We start from the raw sequence: 14,951 nt of genomic DNA on the forward strand, positions 1-14,951 counted from the left end.
CATTTATGGACATATAGTGATGATTTTCCGGGTGGGTTCGCGGTGTGCGGCCCTGTCGTCCCGATGGGCCGGAAGAGGATCGTCCGGCCGCGCTCGCCGCGGCATTCGACGTCGTACTTACGGTGGTGCTCGGTGAACAGACCCGTGACCAGATCGTCATCACCGCCGACGGTCGGAACACCCGTTGCCGCAACATCTCAACCGCTGGAGACGGAGAAACGGTGCCGCTGGTTCAAGATGGCGCGGGCTCCGTCGAAGTCCGCCAGGCGGGCGGCCAGGGTGCGCTCGGCGAGTCGTGCGGGCAGGGCGGTGTTGAACTTCAGGCCCTCCAGCGCTCCGGGGTCGGGTTCCGGCAGGCACAGTCCCTCGGCCGAGTCCCGCAGGGCGGAGGTCCAGCTTTCCTTGGATACGTCTGTCCGAAGGCGCAACCAGGCGTCGGTTACCTGCTGCTTGGGGTCGGCCACCGAGGCGAGCGTGCTCCGCAGGGTCAGGTTGGCGCGATACCCGGCCCAGGTCCACCAGCGCACGTCGTCCCCGCGCACGATGACCGAACCGCCGGGGTGGACGACGTCCAGATGCCGCTCCCGCGCGCCGGCCAGCGCGTCGACGGCGCGATGGGTCAGCCGTACGGGAGGGGTCGCGCCCAGGAGCACTTCCCGGATGGCCTGCATGAGCTGGAAGGACGTCCCCCGTGGAAGGCCGCCCGACTGCCATCGGGCGCGCCCGCCGTGCTCCGCCGCATCGACGAAGCAACGGCGGCGTCTCCAGTCGATCCAGGTGACCTGCCAGCTCCGGCCGGCGAGCAGGAGCAGCCGGGGTCCCTCGCGGTGGTCGCAGAGCAGCGACGGGTCGACGCGGCCGATCTCGGCACGGCCGTGCAGGACCGTGAACTGCGGTGACGCCGTGAAAACGGTGGTGAGTTCCATGAAATGGCGGTGCCCGAACGCCTTTTCCGCGGCCGGACCGATGAAGAGCATGCCGCCGTCGGTGTCGACGAACCCCGCCGAGACGAGGTGCCGCAGGATCGGTGCCGCCTCGGCGCCGAAGGGTTCGAGGCCCGGCCACCACTCGGGCCAGGTACGGTCTCCGATCCGATACTCCTGCAGGCACAGGGCGAGGAACTGCTGCGCGACGATGTGCCTAGGTTCGGGCGGAGGCGTGACCGGCTCGACCCAGTGTCGTCCCCAGAGGCGGAGCAGTCCCGAGGCCCGGAGCAGTCCCTGCTCGTCGAGGGCGAGGAAGAGGCAGTTGCGCGTGGAGCCGGGGCGCCGCCCGGTACGGCCGACACGCTGAAGGAAGGAGGCCACGGTGGAGGGCGCGTCGATCTGGATGACCCGATCCAGGTCGCCGACGTCTATGCCCAGTTCGAGGGTGGAGGTGGCGACGATGACGCAGTCCCGGCCCTCGCCGAAGGCGTGCTCGGCCCGGCGGCGTTCCTCGACGGACAGCGAGGCATGGGAGAGGAACACCGTCACACCCAGCGTACGCAGCCGGGTGCCCAGTTCCTCGACGAGTTGCCGGGAGTCGCAGAAGACGAGCCTTTTCTCCCCTCGGTGCAGTGCGGCGATGACCTTGGCCGCGTTCGCGACGGAGCCCACGTGGTCGAGCTCGACATCACCCGGAGGCGGGCCGCCGGGGGAGCCTCCGAACGGATCGGCGAGGGAGGGAGAACCCCCGGGCGGGACGGAAAGGGAGTCGTGACAGGTCGGAGGGCTTGAGGACGGACCGAAAGAAGCGGACGGGTCGTGAGTGGGCGGGGACGGGGCGATCGAATCCGGAGAGTTCCCGGACGGTTCGCCGGATGGCGAGATGACCTCTCCCGTACGGTTCCCGCGGCTCGATCCCTGGAGCCAGGCCAGCAACTCGGTGGGGTTGCCGACCGTCGCGGACAGACCGACACGCTGGATCGGACGTCCCGCGATGCGGGTGAGTCGTTCGAGGACGCACAGCAGATGCCAGCCCCGGTCGTCACCTGCAAACGCGTGTACCTCGTCCACCACGACGGCCCTCAGCCCGGCGAAGATCACCGGGTGGTCCACCTTGGTGCTGACGAGCATCGACTCCAGGGACTCCGGCGTGGTGAGCAGGATGTCGGGCGGGTCGCGCAGGATCGCGGCCCGCCTGGACGAGGTGACGTCGCCGTGCCAGAGGGCGACCCGGCGCCCCAGCCATTCCGCGTACCGCTCCAGCCGGGGCAGCAGGTTGTTCAGCAGCGCCTTGATCGGGCACACGTAGAGGATCGAGATGCCTGTCCAGTGCTGCGCGGCCATCGCCGACAGCAGCGGGAACGCGGCCGCCTCGGTCTTGCCTCCCGCCGTCGGCGCGAGCAGCAGAGCGTCCTGCCCCGAGGCGAGCGGCCCCAGCGCCTGCTGCTGGAGGGGGCGCAGCGACGGCCACCCGAGCGTGTTGACGAGATGGTGCACCAGAGTGGGGTGCAGAGGCGCCGGGTCGCTCACGGCTCTGTTTCCATGTCGGTCGGCTCCGAGAGGGCCGAAGGGGGACGCACCGGATCGCTCACAGGTCCAGTTCCACACTGTCCGCCGACATCGCGTTCCGCTCCACCTCGGTCAGCTCCGAGGCGGCCAGGGTGAGCGCGTAGTGCCGCCGGGGGTCGAACTCCTCGAACTGGTCGACGCGGTCCATCACGTCGACGAGCTTGCGCAGGAACAGGCGCGGCGCGACCCCCACCCGGCCGCCCAGCTCTCCCGTCACCGCGCGGCCGAGGTCCGCCAGGTAGCCGTCGTCCACGACCGAGACGATCCGGCCGGGTACGGAGGCTCCGGCGGCGTAGAGGTCACGGACCCTGGTTCCCAGCTCGCCGAGGGAGCCGAGGGTGAAGCCGGGCAGCCGTATCTGGATGGCCCGGGGATTGTCGAAGCGCGGATCTCCGGTGAAGTCGGTGGCCAGCCGCTGAGCGAGGGGCGCCAGCCGTTGCGCGCCCTGCGGTCCCTCGAAGAAGGCGGGCGTCCCGGTGACCAGCAGGTAGAGGCCGGGAAAGCGGCCCGAGTGGACCTCGTCGATGAGCTGCCGCAGCGAGTTGAGCGCCTTGTCCCGGGCGTCGGACCGCACCCGCTGCAGGGTCTCGACCTCGTCCAGCACAAGCACCAGGCCGGGGTGACCTGAGTCGCGCAGCACGGTCAGCAGCCCCTGGACGAAGCCCAGCGCGCCGAAGTGGTCGAGATCGCCTCGGACACCGGCCGTGCGACGAGCAGCGGCGGCGACGTTCGGCTGGCCGCCCAGCCACGCCAGGATCGCGTCGGCGGTCGCCGCGTCCCCGGCGGCCGAGGCGCCCCGGTAGCCGCGCAGGGCCGCCGCGAAGGTGGGCGCCGACCGGCTCACCCCGGCCAGCCGCTCGGCGAGCAGGTCCTCGACCGCCTGCCCGAGCTCCGAGGGGTCGGCGCCCGCGGTGAGCGCGTCCTCTTCGAGCACGTAGAACCACGCGTCCACGACGGGCCGCAGGGCGCTGGGCGGGTAGCTCGCCGTGCAGAGGCGTTCGGTCAGTCGCCGGTAGACGGTTTCCAGCCGGTGCAGCGGGGTCTCGTTCTCGGAAACCTGGACCTCGGCCGTCGCCATACCCCTGCGCTTGGCCTGCTCGGCGAGCCAGCGGGTGAAGAAGGTCTTCCCCGAGCCGTACTCACCCCTGACCGCCTTGAAGACCGAGCCGCCGGAGGCCAGGGTGTCCAGCTCGTCGCCGACGGTGTCGCCGAACCGGCCGAGGCCGACCGCGAGCAGGTCGAGACCCGCCTGTGGCACGGCACCCTGCCGGAGCGCGTCGATCACCTCGCGCCGCCGGACGGCACTCACCGACACGTCTGCTGTCACGACGGCCGTCCTCTCACTTCCTCGGGTTTCCGAGCCCGAACTGCTCTCTCAGCAGATGTGCGTCGAGCCGGGCGCTCCGGCCATTGTCGGTGATGGAGAGCACCGGATAGTTGTCGACGTTGAGGATCCGCTGGAGCGTGGCGACGAACCCCGCCGCCCGCACGGTGTGTTCCCCCGCGCTCTGGGCCACGACGGGAAGGGGGAGCGGGCCGCCCGTGTCCAGCAGGGCGAGCAGCACGGCGTGGATCTTCGCCTTCTGCACCCTGCGCGGCGTCATCTGGTGTTGCGCCGCGAACAGTTCGGTCGCGAGCAGCTCGGTCACCAGGGTCTCGTTCGGGTTCGAGGCCGCGGGTTCGTCGACCGCGGCCGAGCCCGCCACCTCCTCGAAGTCCTGGAAGTCGTCGAACAGCGTCGGGCCCTGTGCGACCTGCGGGGCCTTCCTGCCCTTGGTACGGGGTCCGGCGGGGGCCTGCGGCACCGGGGACGGCGAGGGTGGCGGGGGTGGCGAGGGTGGCGAGGGTGCCGCCTCCAGCGACCACCATTCGGGACGCTGGTCGGGCAGGGCCCGCCACCCGTCGGGCACCGAGGAGCCGAGCGGGAGGAACGCGAGCAGCGGGACCGTGACCTCGGCCAGCGAGGCACCGCCGTGGTAACCGGCCTTACCGGGCAGGTAGCGAAGGTAGGGGTCCCAGAGCGCGACGAGACGCCCACCCGCCACCCTCGGACCGGCGAGCTCCACCTCGCCCTCGCCGACCGGCGCTCCGGCGTCGCGGTGGCGGGCCGAGCGGGGATCGGGGACGGTACGCAGCGTGCCGCCCCGCTCCAGTACGTGACCGTGGTCGCTGGTCAGGATGACCGCTCTGCCCTGGAGCCGGGCGTGGTGCAGCAGGGTACGCAGGATGCCGACGTCGGCCACCCCCCACGCGTCGTCGATCCGCCCCCTGCCCTTGTCCAGCGTGTCGTCGATCGTGTTCAGCACCACGCCGACATGTGTCGACACGTCCTCCAGCGCAGTGGTCAGCTCCTCTCCCAGGGACTCGCCCGCGGAGCCGGAGAGGCTGCCCTTGTGGAACAGCCGGACCTTCCGGCCCTTCCAGAACGGGTGGTTCTCGAATGCCTTGCGTTCCTCGGCGGCGTCCCCCGTGACGAGGCGGGCGGCGAACAGGCTGGCCCGGGAGACCCTGGTCATGGTGGGGATCGCCGCCACCACCGCGCGCCTGCGTGCCCGGCCTCCGGAGTCCGGAACCGGGTCGTACTCCTCCCAGTTCCGCTCGCGGAGCTCCTCGGCCAGTTCGGTGGCGACGGCGGCGCTCATCCCGTCCAGGACGACGAACAGCAGCGGACGGCCCCGGTCGGATCTGTCCGCGACGAGGGGCGCCACCACGCGCGGGAGCACGGTGTCGACGGTGAGCAGGTCACCGGGTCCCGTGGCGGTCCAGGCGGAGAGCTTCGCGGCGAACGCCCTGTTCAGCTCGTGTCCCCGGGTGCGGACGAGGTCGTGGAGTCTTCGGTACGCCTCCTTCAGAGGTCTGTGGTGCGGCTCACCGAGCCAGAGGTCGTCGCGGGCACGGTCGACCCAGCCCCACTCGTCGATCTGTGCCTGCACGGCCGGGCCGACGCCGCTGACCCGTTCGGCCGTGACATGTGGCCGCACCAGCCACTGGAGGAGTCGCTGAGCCATCTCGGCGCGGCGCACCCGGTGGCTCTCCGCCCTGGCGAGCACGTGCGTCCGCAGTCCCGCGACCGTGTCGGCCAGCACCGCCAGGCTTGGTGCGGAGCGCTTTTCGAGCGCCGCCGACAGCGCGGACGCGACGTCGTCGAGCCTGTCCTCGAAGCCGGAGCCGAGCAGGTCGCTGTGCCGGGCGGCGGCCCTGGCGCCGAACTGGACGACGAGGTCCTCGGCCCGTTCCAGGGTGGCGTGCGCCAGGCGTGCCTCGCCCGCGTCACCCCCGTCGCGGAGCAGCCAGGCCACGAAACGTTCGGCGGTGGCGGCGAAGGCGCGGATGCTCGCGTCCTCCACCGAGGGGTGCGGGCCACCGCGCGCGGACGTGTCCGCGCTCACGGCCGAGATGTAGGCGAGCGCGCCTCCCTGGGCACGCTGCGCGACGCCCTCCGCTGAGGGGTTCCAGAGCGCGCCGCAGACCAGGCCCAGCGCGAGGGCGTCGGCGGCGTGGCCGCCGTCCACGAGCTGGAACAGCACGTCGACGGTGCTGCCGGTGGTCTCACGAAGCCACGACCGCAGACCCTCGCGCTCGGTCTCCCGCAGGCCGCAGAACGCCTCCACCGCGGCGGGGTCCGAACTCCAGAGCAGCAGCGCGGCGGCGCTCAGCTCGTCGGCGCCGATGCCCAGCCGGTCGAGGCGGAGCCGCCGGGCCGCGAGCTGCCCGAGCGCGATCTCCCGGGTCAGCATGGCGCCGGTCAGTCGTGGCCACCCGCCGGGGGGCATCGCGTCGATCAGGGCCTCGGCAGCCCAGCCCTCCGCCACCAGCCGGGGGTCCGTCCGCTGGGCGCCGAAGCTCTCCTCGACCAGCCGCCAGGGCTCCACGACGAAGATCCGCTGCCGGATCACCCTGCTCAGCAGACCGACTCCGAGCGTGCTCTCCTCCGCGTCGGTGAGCACGACCAGCACAGAGCCGTCGTCGCCGTCGCCCTCGCCGCCGTCGCGATCCAGGTGGGCCGTGACCTGCTCCATGACCGCCAGGGGCGACACGCACGCGGCGATGCGTACGGTCCGGCCGTTCAGCGTGATCTCGTCCGCACCCGCCCAGTCGGGGGCGGCCCGGATGAGCAGCACCCGCTGGTCGCTCTTGGCGTACCTGCGCAGCAGCCGGGCGACCTCCTGCTCCAGAGCGGCGATCGTGATGGGCAGCGGCCGTGAGGCGACCGAGGCCGGGCTCACCGGCGGGGGACCGATCGCATGGAGATCTCGACGTCGGCGCCGGGATCCGCCTTCGCGAGGGCGCGCGCCTGGGTGAGCAGATCGGTGAGTCTCAGCTCCAGGTCGGGGTTCGCCTCCGCGAGGGTACGGGCGTCCGTGAGCAGCCGCGACAACCGCTCCTCCAGCCGCGAGACCGGCCCGCTGTAGATGACCTCCGGACGAGGGCCGGGCGGGGGGTTGGGGACGGGGCCGGGACCGACGGGGTCCGGGACGGGGTCACGGCGGCGGATCGCCTCGCGGATCAGGTCTCCCGCGGCCGAGCCCGCCCGGGCCAGCGCGGGGGCCAGCGGGAGGGTCAGCTCGTCGGCGAGAGCCGCCTGGCGCAGCTCGCCGACGATCAGCTCTGCCCTGGCACTGAACGGCTCGCCCAGGTCGGCGAGGTGGGCGAAGTTGTCCCAGCGGGCGGTACGCAGGGCGGTCACCACCGCCGCCGCGCTCTTGATGCTCTTGCCCACCCGCTGCGGGGCCTCGCCGACGTCGGCGGACGCGAGCTGCTCGATGATCTCCAGCTTGCCGTGTCGCGACCCCAGCCCGTCGAGCAGGTCGGCGGCCTGACGGGCGGTCCGCAGCCGCCCCTCCCTCGCGTCGAGGTCGAGTCCGAGCATGTCCCCGCGGTTCTCCAGCTCGGCCACCAGGGTGTGCGCCGCGTCGCGGTGGCGGCGCGCGTCGTCGGAGAGCTCGCGGGCGAAGAGCCCGGCCAGCCGTGCCCGGCGCGCGGCGGGAGGGTTCCGGCCGAAGATCTCCATCGCCCGCCGGCGCGCGGTCTCCCAGACCTTCTCGTCGGGCAGGCTCTCCTCGCGGAGCGCCATGTCGTCCCTGATCTGGGCGAGTTCCGGATTGACCGGGCCGCCGTGCTGGGTCCAGGACCGGTCGGTCTGCTCGGCGAAACAGGCGATGACCAGGTAGGCGACGAGCCGGTCCAGGCCACGCCGTTCCGGCCGGTCGATCCAGTCGAGCAGCACAGGGATCTTGAGGTCGCCGGTCACCCGGTCCTGTGCCGCGCACCGGTTGAAGTGGCCGCGCCAGTGCGAGCCGAGGACGAACGCGGCCTCGTGCATCTCGCCGAGCAGCAGCGGGTTGGCGATGCGGCGCATCGTGGCGCGATGCGGCTTGTCGACCTCCACCCGCCCGTCGGACGCCTCGACGGCCTTGCGGACGTAGTCGAGCACCAGCCTGGTGTCGGCCGCTTTGACCACGGCGGCGCCGCCGACGTGGTCGGGGTCGAAGTCGGGGTGGGCGGGGAACTGGCAGGTCAGCATCTGCCCGGCCAGGCCGGCCATCGCGTCCGCCAGGGACGCGCCGGAGGGCAGGCGGGGGTTCAGCTCCTCCGACAGCGAGAGCAGGTGGTCGTCGAAGCCGGTGACGACGTCGCCCTGCTGCTTGCCGGTCAGGCCGTACGCCTGCCGGAGTGTCTCGGCCAGCTTGTTCGAGAGCACGACGCCCTGGCCGGTGAGGGTCTGGCGGGCCCGGTGCCGGTCGGTGGGGTTGAGATCCTTGGCGACCTCGTCGAACCGCTTGCCGTGCAGGGCGTACTCGATCGTCACCAGCCTGCGCAGGTCCTGGGTGCGCTCGGCGGACAGGGAGGCGGGCACCCAGCAGAGCGTGCGGTCGCGGAAGCCGTTCGCGAACATGATCTGCACCCGGTTGCGGTCGTCGGCGGGGGTGTAGTCGCCCTCGTCGAACGGGTAGTCGACGATGACCCGCCAGCTCGTCGGGTCGGCCGGGTGGAAGGCGTCGTCCCTGAGGTCGTCGTGGTCGCGGATGTTGCCGAAGACGACCTCCACGGACCGCTTGCTGCCGCGCCATGCGAGGTCGAACCGGTCGCCGCCGTACTGCTCGGTCTCGGTCACGCCCAGCTCCCTGTACAGGAGCTTCATGATCAGGTTCTTCCTGGTGCCGGTGGTGTCGGCTCCCGCGTTGCGGGCGTTGTCCAGGATGGAGTCGATGTCGACGCCGACGAGTTCGAGGCCGACCCCCGGATCGTCGGCCTTGGCGAACTTGATCTCGTTGAACTGGCCCGCCCACTCCTCGACCTTGCGTGCCACCAGCCCGACCTCGCCACCGGAGATCGGACTGGTGACGCTGCCGTGGTTGAGGGCGGCGAGGCGGCTCGCGGTCAGGTTGTGCAGCGCGGGCACCGTCGGCGCGAGCGCGGAGAGCAGCAGCGTCTTGATCAGCCGGTCGTCGCCGGTGAACGCCCGCACCCGCCCGGCCAGCCGGGGCTCGGTTTCGGTGCCGCGCCGCACCCTGGCGATCTCGTCCTCGGTGAGGTCGCCGTAGCGGCCCAGTAGGTACGGGCGGAGCTTGGTGTCGTACAGCTTCTGCGCGGCCTCGAACTCGACCTTGAGCTTCTGGGTGAACGGCTCGTCGCCGCCCTCGGAGATCACGTCGTAGAGGTCGCCGAGCGGGATCAGGTCGCCCAGCCGCAGGTCGTCACGGCGGCGGATGAGGATCCGCCGCATCAGCTTCAGCGCCGTACGGGAGCGCTGGAGAGCGCTGGAGATGTGGACGAGGGTGTCCATGAAGGCGGGGCTGAAGGGATAGGTCCTGCGGAAGGCGTCGATGTCGGCGCCGGTGGCGTTGCCGGAGCCGAGCAGGGTGTCCCACACCTCGCGCCTGACCTTGCTGGTCTGGTCGAACGCGCGGGCCAGTGCGGCGGCGGCCGCGTCGTCCTTCGCGGTGAGCAACCGCTGCTGGGCGATCACCGGCAGGTTGCGGTCCTCCAGCGTGATGGTGTCGAAACGGCTCTTGGCCAGGTCGAGGGTGTCCTGGAAGCCCAGTTCGACGGCGCCGACCACCTCCTCGCCGATCAGGTCGCGCAGGTCGCGCTGGCGGGCGATGAGGCTGATGACCGGGATCGGGCGGGTCGCGTCGCCGGACTCCACGAAGTTCGTGATCTTCTGTACCTCGCGGGACACGAATTTCGGATCGCCCACCGAGTTGGTGAGCCAGAGGACGAGCTCGTCGAGAAAGAGGATGAGCGCGTCGTAGCCGAGGTCCTTGGCGTGCCTGCTGATCTCCAGCAGACCCCGGTCCAGGGAGACGAACCCCTCAGCGTCCTCCTTGGCGTTGGTGAAGAACCCCGTGTTCCAGGTCTGCAGCAGCTCGTTCACCAGCTTGCGCCGGAGCTCGTCCTCGGCGGTGAGCACGATCGGATGCTCGTCGTGGCCGTCGGAGGCGTCGACGTGGGACCCGGCGAAGGCGGAGTCGAGCTGCTCGGAGGTCCAGGACGGCCTGGGGTCGCCCCACTCGTCGACCTCGTCGCCACCGGGGAGCCCCTGGATGAACGCCTCGTCGCCGATCCGCGCCCGCAGGTGGGCCGCCTGCGCCAGCAGGGCGTCGGTGCGGTGTACGGAGGGGATGGGCGCGTCGGGTTCGAGGGAGCGGACGTAGTCGACGTAGCGTCCCAGCACCCGGTGCTCCAGCGACTTGGCGTCGAGCAGGTGGAACGGTACAAGCAGGAAGCGCCTGCCGATCAGCCAGTCGTGCTTGGCCAGCAGCCCGGCGAACTCCACCCGCTCACGCGCGGTCTTCTCTCCGCGCAGCAGCGCGTGCAGCACGGCCATGAAGTGGGATTTACCGGCGCCGAACGACCCGTGCAGGTAGGCGGCCTTCGAGCTGTGCCCGGTGACCGCCGCCTTGATCAGCCCGAGAGCTCGATCGAAGTTCGCGACCAGGTCCTCGGTGATGACGTAGTCGCGAAGCGTCGACTCGGCGTCGGTCACCCCTTCGGCGAGTTTGAGCACGAAATCGCTGTCGCTCATCCCCTCGGGAATGTCGATGAACTCCCGAAGCAACGGCGGCTGGTGTGGCGTTGTCATGTCCCTCACTTGTTTTGACCTGCGACAGGCGATTTCTTGAACTCATTAAGGTATCCGTGGGATGACGCCGCGGGGAAGGTCATTCGCTGGAGTGTTATGTCCGGTTGCCGGTAACTCCCAGAGAGCGGGTGATATCGTGCGCCTAGTCAGAATCGTCGCCGGGTGTGCACCTCACAACTATCCGGAGCAGGGACTTTGTCGCTGTAGTGCGGTTTGTGAACTTTCGCGTACTGACGGGCCGGTGGTGTCATATGCGAAGATTTCCGGCGGAACTCCTGGAGGCCGCAGCCGCCGGAGAGGTCGTGCCCGTCGTCGGTGACGGGCTGAACACGGGGCGACCCAGGGGGCCGGCCACTCCTGAGCAGATGGTGACGGCACTCGCCCGCAGGCTCGGTGGCGATGCGCCTCGGCATCTCACCCACCGCGACCTTCCGATCCTCGCCTCGCAATACGAGGCGCTGCGCGGGCGACATGCCTTGGGCCGGCTGATTCGAGAGGAACTGGGGGTCACGAACCCACAAGTCGGTGAGGAACTCGTACTCGCCGCGAAACTGGCTACAGAGGCACTTATATCCACAAGTGTCTCGTATAGCGCTGAAATGGCGTTGAGTGCAGCCGGTCGCAATCAGCACACCGTGATCGCCGATCCCGTCAACGCCGCCTACGCGACAGACGATCACCCTCCCTGGCTCATCAAACTCGCCGGTTGCGTCTCCCAGCCGGATTCACTCGTCGTCAGTCAGGACCGGCTGATGTGGCTTTCGACGGCGATCGACCAGGTCGGCATCATCGTGCGAGGAATCCTGGTGACCAAGACGCTGCTCTTCGTCGGATACCGCCTGGACGATCCCTTTCTGGAAATGGTCCACACCCTGCTGCAGACCTCGCCGACATACTCCCGGCGTCGGTACATCCTGGCCGAGGAGGAATCGGAGGCGTCGGCCGCGGTGTGGCGCCACCGCGGGTACGACCTCGTCTCAGGTCCGGTGCGCCGGTCACTGGCGCGGTTGGCGCAGGAGGGAGCCCCGCGTGGACGCTCGCTCCGGGTACAGACCGCTGAGCAGCCCCGGACACGGACGAAACCGTTCAAGTTCCTCGACTACTTCACGGAAGGGGACGCCGAGGTCTTCTTCGGGCGCGACGCGGATTCCGCGCTCATCGCGGCGATGGTCGCGAGCAGCCCTTTCGTGCTCATCACCGGTGTGTCCGGTGTCGGGAAGACCTCGCTGATAAACGCGGGCCTGGTGCCGAGGTTGCACGCCCAGGGGTTCGACACCTACACCGTCCGGGCACTCCAGCATCCGGCGACGGAGATCCTCTCCGCCATACGCCCTCGGGATGACGACTCCTCGGAGGGAAAGAACCTGTACGGCGAGCTGCGAGCGGTGCTTCGCGACCGGCCGACGGTCGTCGTCATCGACCAGTTCGAGGAGTTCTTCATCCGGGTGGGCCCGGACTCACGCGCGGAGTTCGCCCGGCAGCTCGACGAATGCCTCACCGGTGACCTGCTCGACCTCCGCGTGGTCGTGGTCATCAGGGAGGACTTCCTGCACTGCCTGCTGGAACTCGAACCACCCATGGACGCCGTTTTCAAGAATCGCTACTGGGTGCGGCGGCTGTCCCACGCCCAGGCCACGGAGTTTCTCTCGGCCACGGAGCGGCGTTTCGGCATAGGGACGGAGGCCGACCTGCTCGACCGGCTTCTCCGTGACCTGGACGACGGTGGGGTCGATCCGGCGCATCTCCAGATCGTCTGCCACATGCTCCACCGGGCCGGTTCTCCGGATTCCGGCGTGCTCCGGCTCGCCACCTACGAACGGCTGGGCGGAACCCCGGGGATTCTCGCCGAATACCTCGACCACACGCTGGAGGATCTCGATCCTGACCGCAGGGAGACGGCGAAGGCCGTGCTGAAGTGCATGGTTTCGGCCGACAAGACCAAGACGGCGATGACCGCCAAGGAGATCGAACGCGACACCATGACGCGTCGCCTCGGCATCTCCGCCGAGACCTTGCAGGACGCCCTGCAGGAGCTCACGAAAAGGCGTGTCGTCCGGCCGATCCACGGACGTGACCGGCTGTACGAACTGGCCCACGACATCCTGGCCGGCAAGATCTGGGCCTGGATCGAGCCCGAGGACGTGGAGCGGAAATACGCCCGGCAGATCCTGAATCAGTCGGTGATGGACTTCGACCGGTTGGGAGTCCTGCCGGGCCAGATCCAGTGGACCACGATCGAGAGACATCGGGAGGAGCTCGACCTCACACCCGGCCAGGCACGGCTGATGCTGCTGGCCGCTCTCGACCGTGATGAGGACGTCGGCTGGTGGGCCGAGAGGGCCGTCACCTCCGGCCTCGACATCTGGCAGGAGTTTCACCGGATCGTGGCGGCCCCCGATCCCGGGCTTCAGCTGGCCGTGCTGCACTGGCTGTCCGGAACGCCGGCCCCCGCAGGACACGAACTTCTGAAGCGCGCCCTGAACAGTGACTATCCGGCGACCCGCCGTACCGCCGCCAGGATGCTCGCCACGGAGGAGCATCCACCGCCGGTGGTCGACATGTTCGTCACGATAGCGGGCGGGGAGTTCGTGTTCGGTACGGACGACGGTAGATTCGAGCATTCTCGGCCGGAATATCGTGCCTATGTATCGCCTTTCGCCATCCAGCGCTTTCCCGTCACCAATCTCGAATATTTCCAATTCATCCGGGCCACCGGGCTCCGCTCGCCGGAACACTGGCGCGGTGAGGCGCCGCCGAAACGCATCACGGAGCATCCGGTGACCCAGGTGAGCTGGCACGAGGCAAATTCCTACTGTCGCTGGTACAGGGGTGAATCCGGAATTTCCGTCCGGCTTCCGACCGCGGCGGAGTGGGAGATGGCGGCAGGTTGGGATCCCGTTGGCAAGGTGAAACGACTATGGTCGTGGGGCGACGACCATGACCCGAAGAAAGGAAACACGCGAATCGGAGGCCCCGGGCAAACCACTCCGATCGGGCAATACTCCCCGGCGGGTGGTGACAGTCCCTACGGGGTCGCCGATATGTGTGGAAACACCTTCGACTGGGTGCAGGACTGGTGGGCGCCGCAGCATGACATCGACCGGACACACAATCCGGCCGGTCCGGAGCAGGGAGAGCACAAATGTGCCCGCGGTGGCTCGTGGGCGGGCTCCGCGGAAGGGGCCAGCGCGGTCAGCAATAAATACTCCCTCGCCCCGGAGACCCGTAACGAATACGTGGGATTCCGCATGGCGTATTCCCTTTGAAAACCGAGGGCGATCGTCCGGAATCAGCCTAGCGTGAACTGGGAGGCCACTCATGGCGCATGCAATGGAGACGGGCACTGTCGTCATCGATGAGAACAGGATCAGGCTCCTGGCCCGAACTCTCGGGCGGCTACCGCTGGCCGCGGACTTCTCCGCGCAGCTGACCCCGCGGGTGGAGGTCGAGGACGAGACCGCCTTTCTGGCGTATCTATGGGCGTCCGCCATATGCCACGCCACGAAGGGCGGCCTGGCGGGATATTTCTCGGGACACTACTACAAGGGCTGGGACTTTCTGCTCAGGGCCTTCACCCGGCAGGCGGCCGAGAGCCCGGGAACGCTGAGCCCCGAGGCGATGGAGGACATCACGGAGGCCGGGCTCACGGCCATCCTCGTCGAGCATGCGGAAAAGGCGGAGGTCAAGCTCGCCGACCTGTCCCGACGTGCGGAGATACTCCGCACCACCTCATCGGAATTGCTGCGTGCCTTCGAGGGCAGCGTGAGTCTCCTGCTTGAGGAGGCCGAGCACACCGTCGGCGGTGACAGCGGCGTCTACGCCCTGTTGGCGCGGCTGTCCGCCTTCCGGGATCCCCTGCACAAAAAGAGCAGTGCCTTCCTGATGACCGTTCACTTCTCCGGCCGATGGAAGATAGCGGATCAGCACAATATTCTGCCGATGATCGACTACCACCGGATGCGAATCCTGCTCCGTACGGGCTGCATCACGGTTCTGGACGACGACATCGCCCGTCGGCTCCGCGACCAGCAAACGGTGAGCCCCGCCGTGGAAACGGTCGTCCGGGAGGTTTCGATGCGGGTGTGCAGCGAGTTGCCGGGGCTCGCGGGTATGCCCATGTTTGATTTCGACGTGCTGCTGTGGGCACACGCTCGCAGCTGCTGCAGGAACGCCCCGCTCTGCGTGAGCCGACAGGTCGAGAACGACTCCTTTCACTCCTACCTGGCGTTCCCCACCCCGAATCGGTGTGTCTTCGAGAGCTGGTGTCCGGGAAAGTCGGACGCGCGATCTCGTGATCTCTGGGAACCGGTGGTGGCCACCGAAAACTATTGAGCGGTCTGTGGCCGGAGATGACTCTCACGTTCGCCAGG

The 14,951-nt window shown here is 69.3% G+C and carries 6 protein-coding genes; 2 read left to right on the forward strand and 4 right to left on the reverse strand.

What is annotated here, in order from left to right:
• Positions 1–197: 197 nt before the first annotated feature.
• The 4 genes from ABZ664_RS12900 to ABZ664_RS12915 are packed head-to-tail and all read right to left on the reverse strand — an operon-like array spanning position 198 to position 10,581.
• Positions 198–2,456, reverse strand: coding sequence for a DEAD/DEAH box helicase (locus ABZ664_RS12900; RefSeq protein WP_362507537.1), 2,259 nt, complete (start codon positions 2,454–2,456; stop codon positions 198–200).
• Positions 2,457–2,514: 58 nt separating this feature from the next.
• Positions 2,515–3,822, reverse strand: coding sequence for a BREX system ATP-binding protein BrxD (brxD, locus tag ABZ664_RS12905; protein WP_362507540.1), 1,308 nt, complete (start codon positions 3,820–3,822; stop codon positions 2,515–2,517).
• A gap of 13 nt (positions 3,823–3,835) precedes the next feature.
• On the reverse strand, positions 3,836–6,721 hold the full coding sequence (gene pglZ / locus ABZ664_RS12910) for a BREX-2 system phosphatase PglZ (protein ID WP_362507543.1): 2,886 nt from the start codon (positions 6,719–6,721) through the stop codon (positions 3,836–3,838).
• A complete protein-coding gene (locus ABZ664_RS12915) occupies positions 6,718–10,581 on the reverse strand; it encodes a hypothetical protein (protein ID WP_362507546.1) in 3,864 nt (1,287 codons plus the stop codon). Before ABZ664_RS12915 ends, pglZ begins: the two co-directional genes overlap by 4 nt.
• 599 nt (positions 10,582–11,180) lie before the next feature.
• Between ABZ664_RS12915 and ABZ664_RS12920 the strand changes: the two genes are divergently transcribed.
• Entirely contained in the window at positions 11,181–13,847 is a 2,667-nt protein-coding gene (locus tag ABZ664_RS12920; RefSeq protein WP_362507549.1) for an SUMF1/EgtB/PvdO family nonheme iron enzyme, read from the forward strand.
• Between the two features lie 52 nt (positions 13,848–13,899).
• Complete coding sequence (locus tag ABZ664_RS12925) at positions 13,900–14,913, forward strand: queuosine salvage family protein (protein WP_362507552.1); 1,014 nt, start codon at positions 13,900–13,902, stop codon at positions 14,911–14,913.
• Positions 14,914–14,951: the final 38 nt, after the last annotated feature.

The sequence above is a fragment of the Streptosporangium sp. NPDC006930 genome (assembly GCF_040635605.1).
GTDB lineage: Bacteria > Actinomycetota > Actinomycetes > Streptosporangiales > Streptosporangiaceae > Streptosporangium.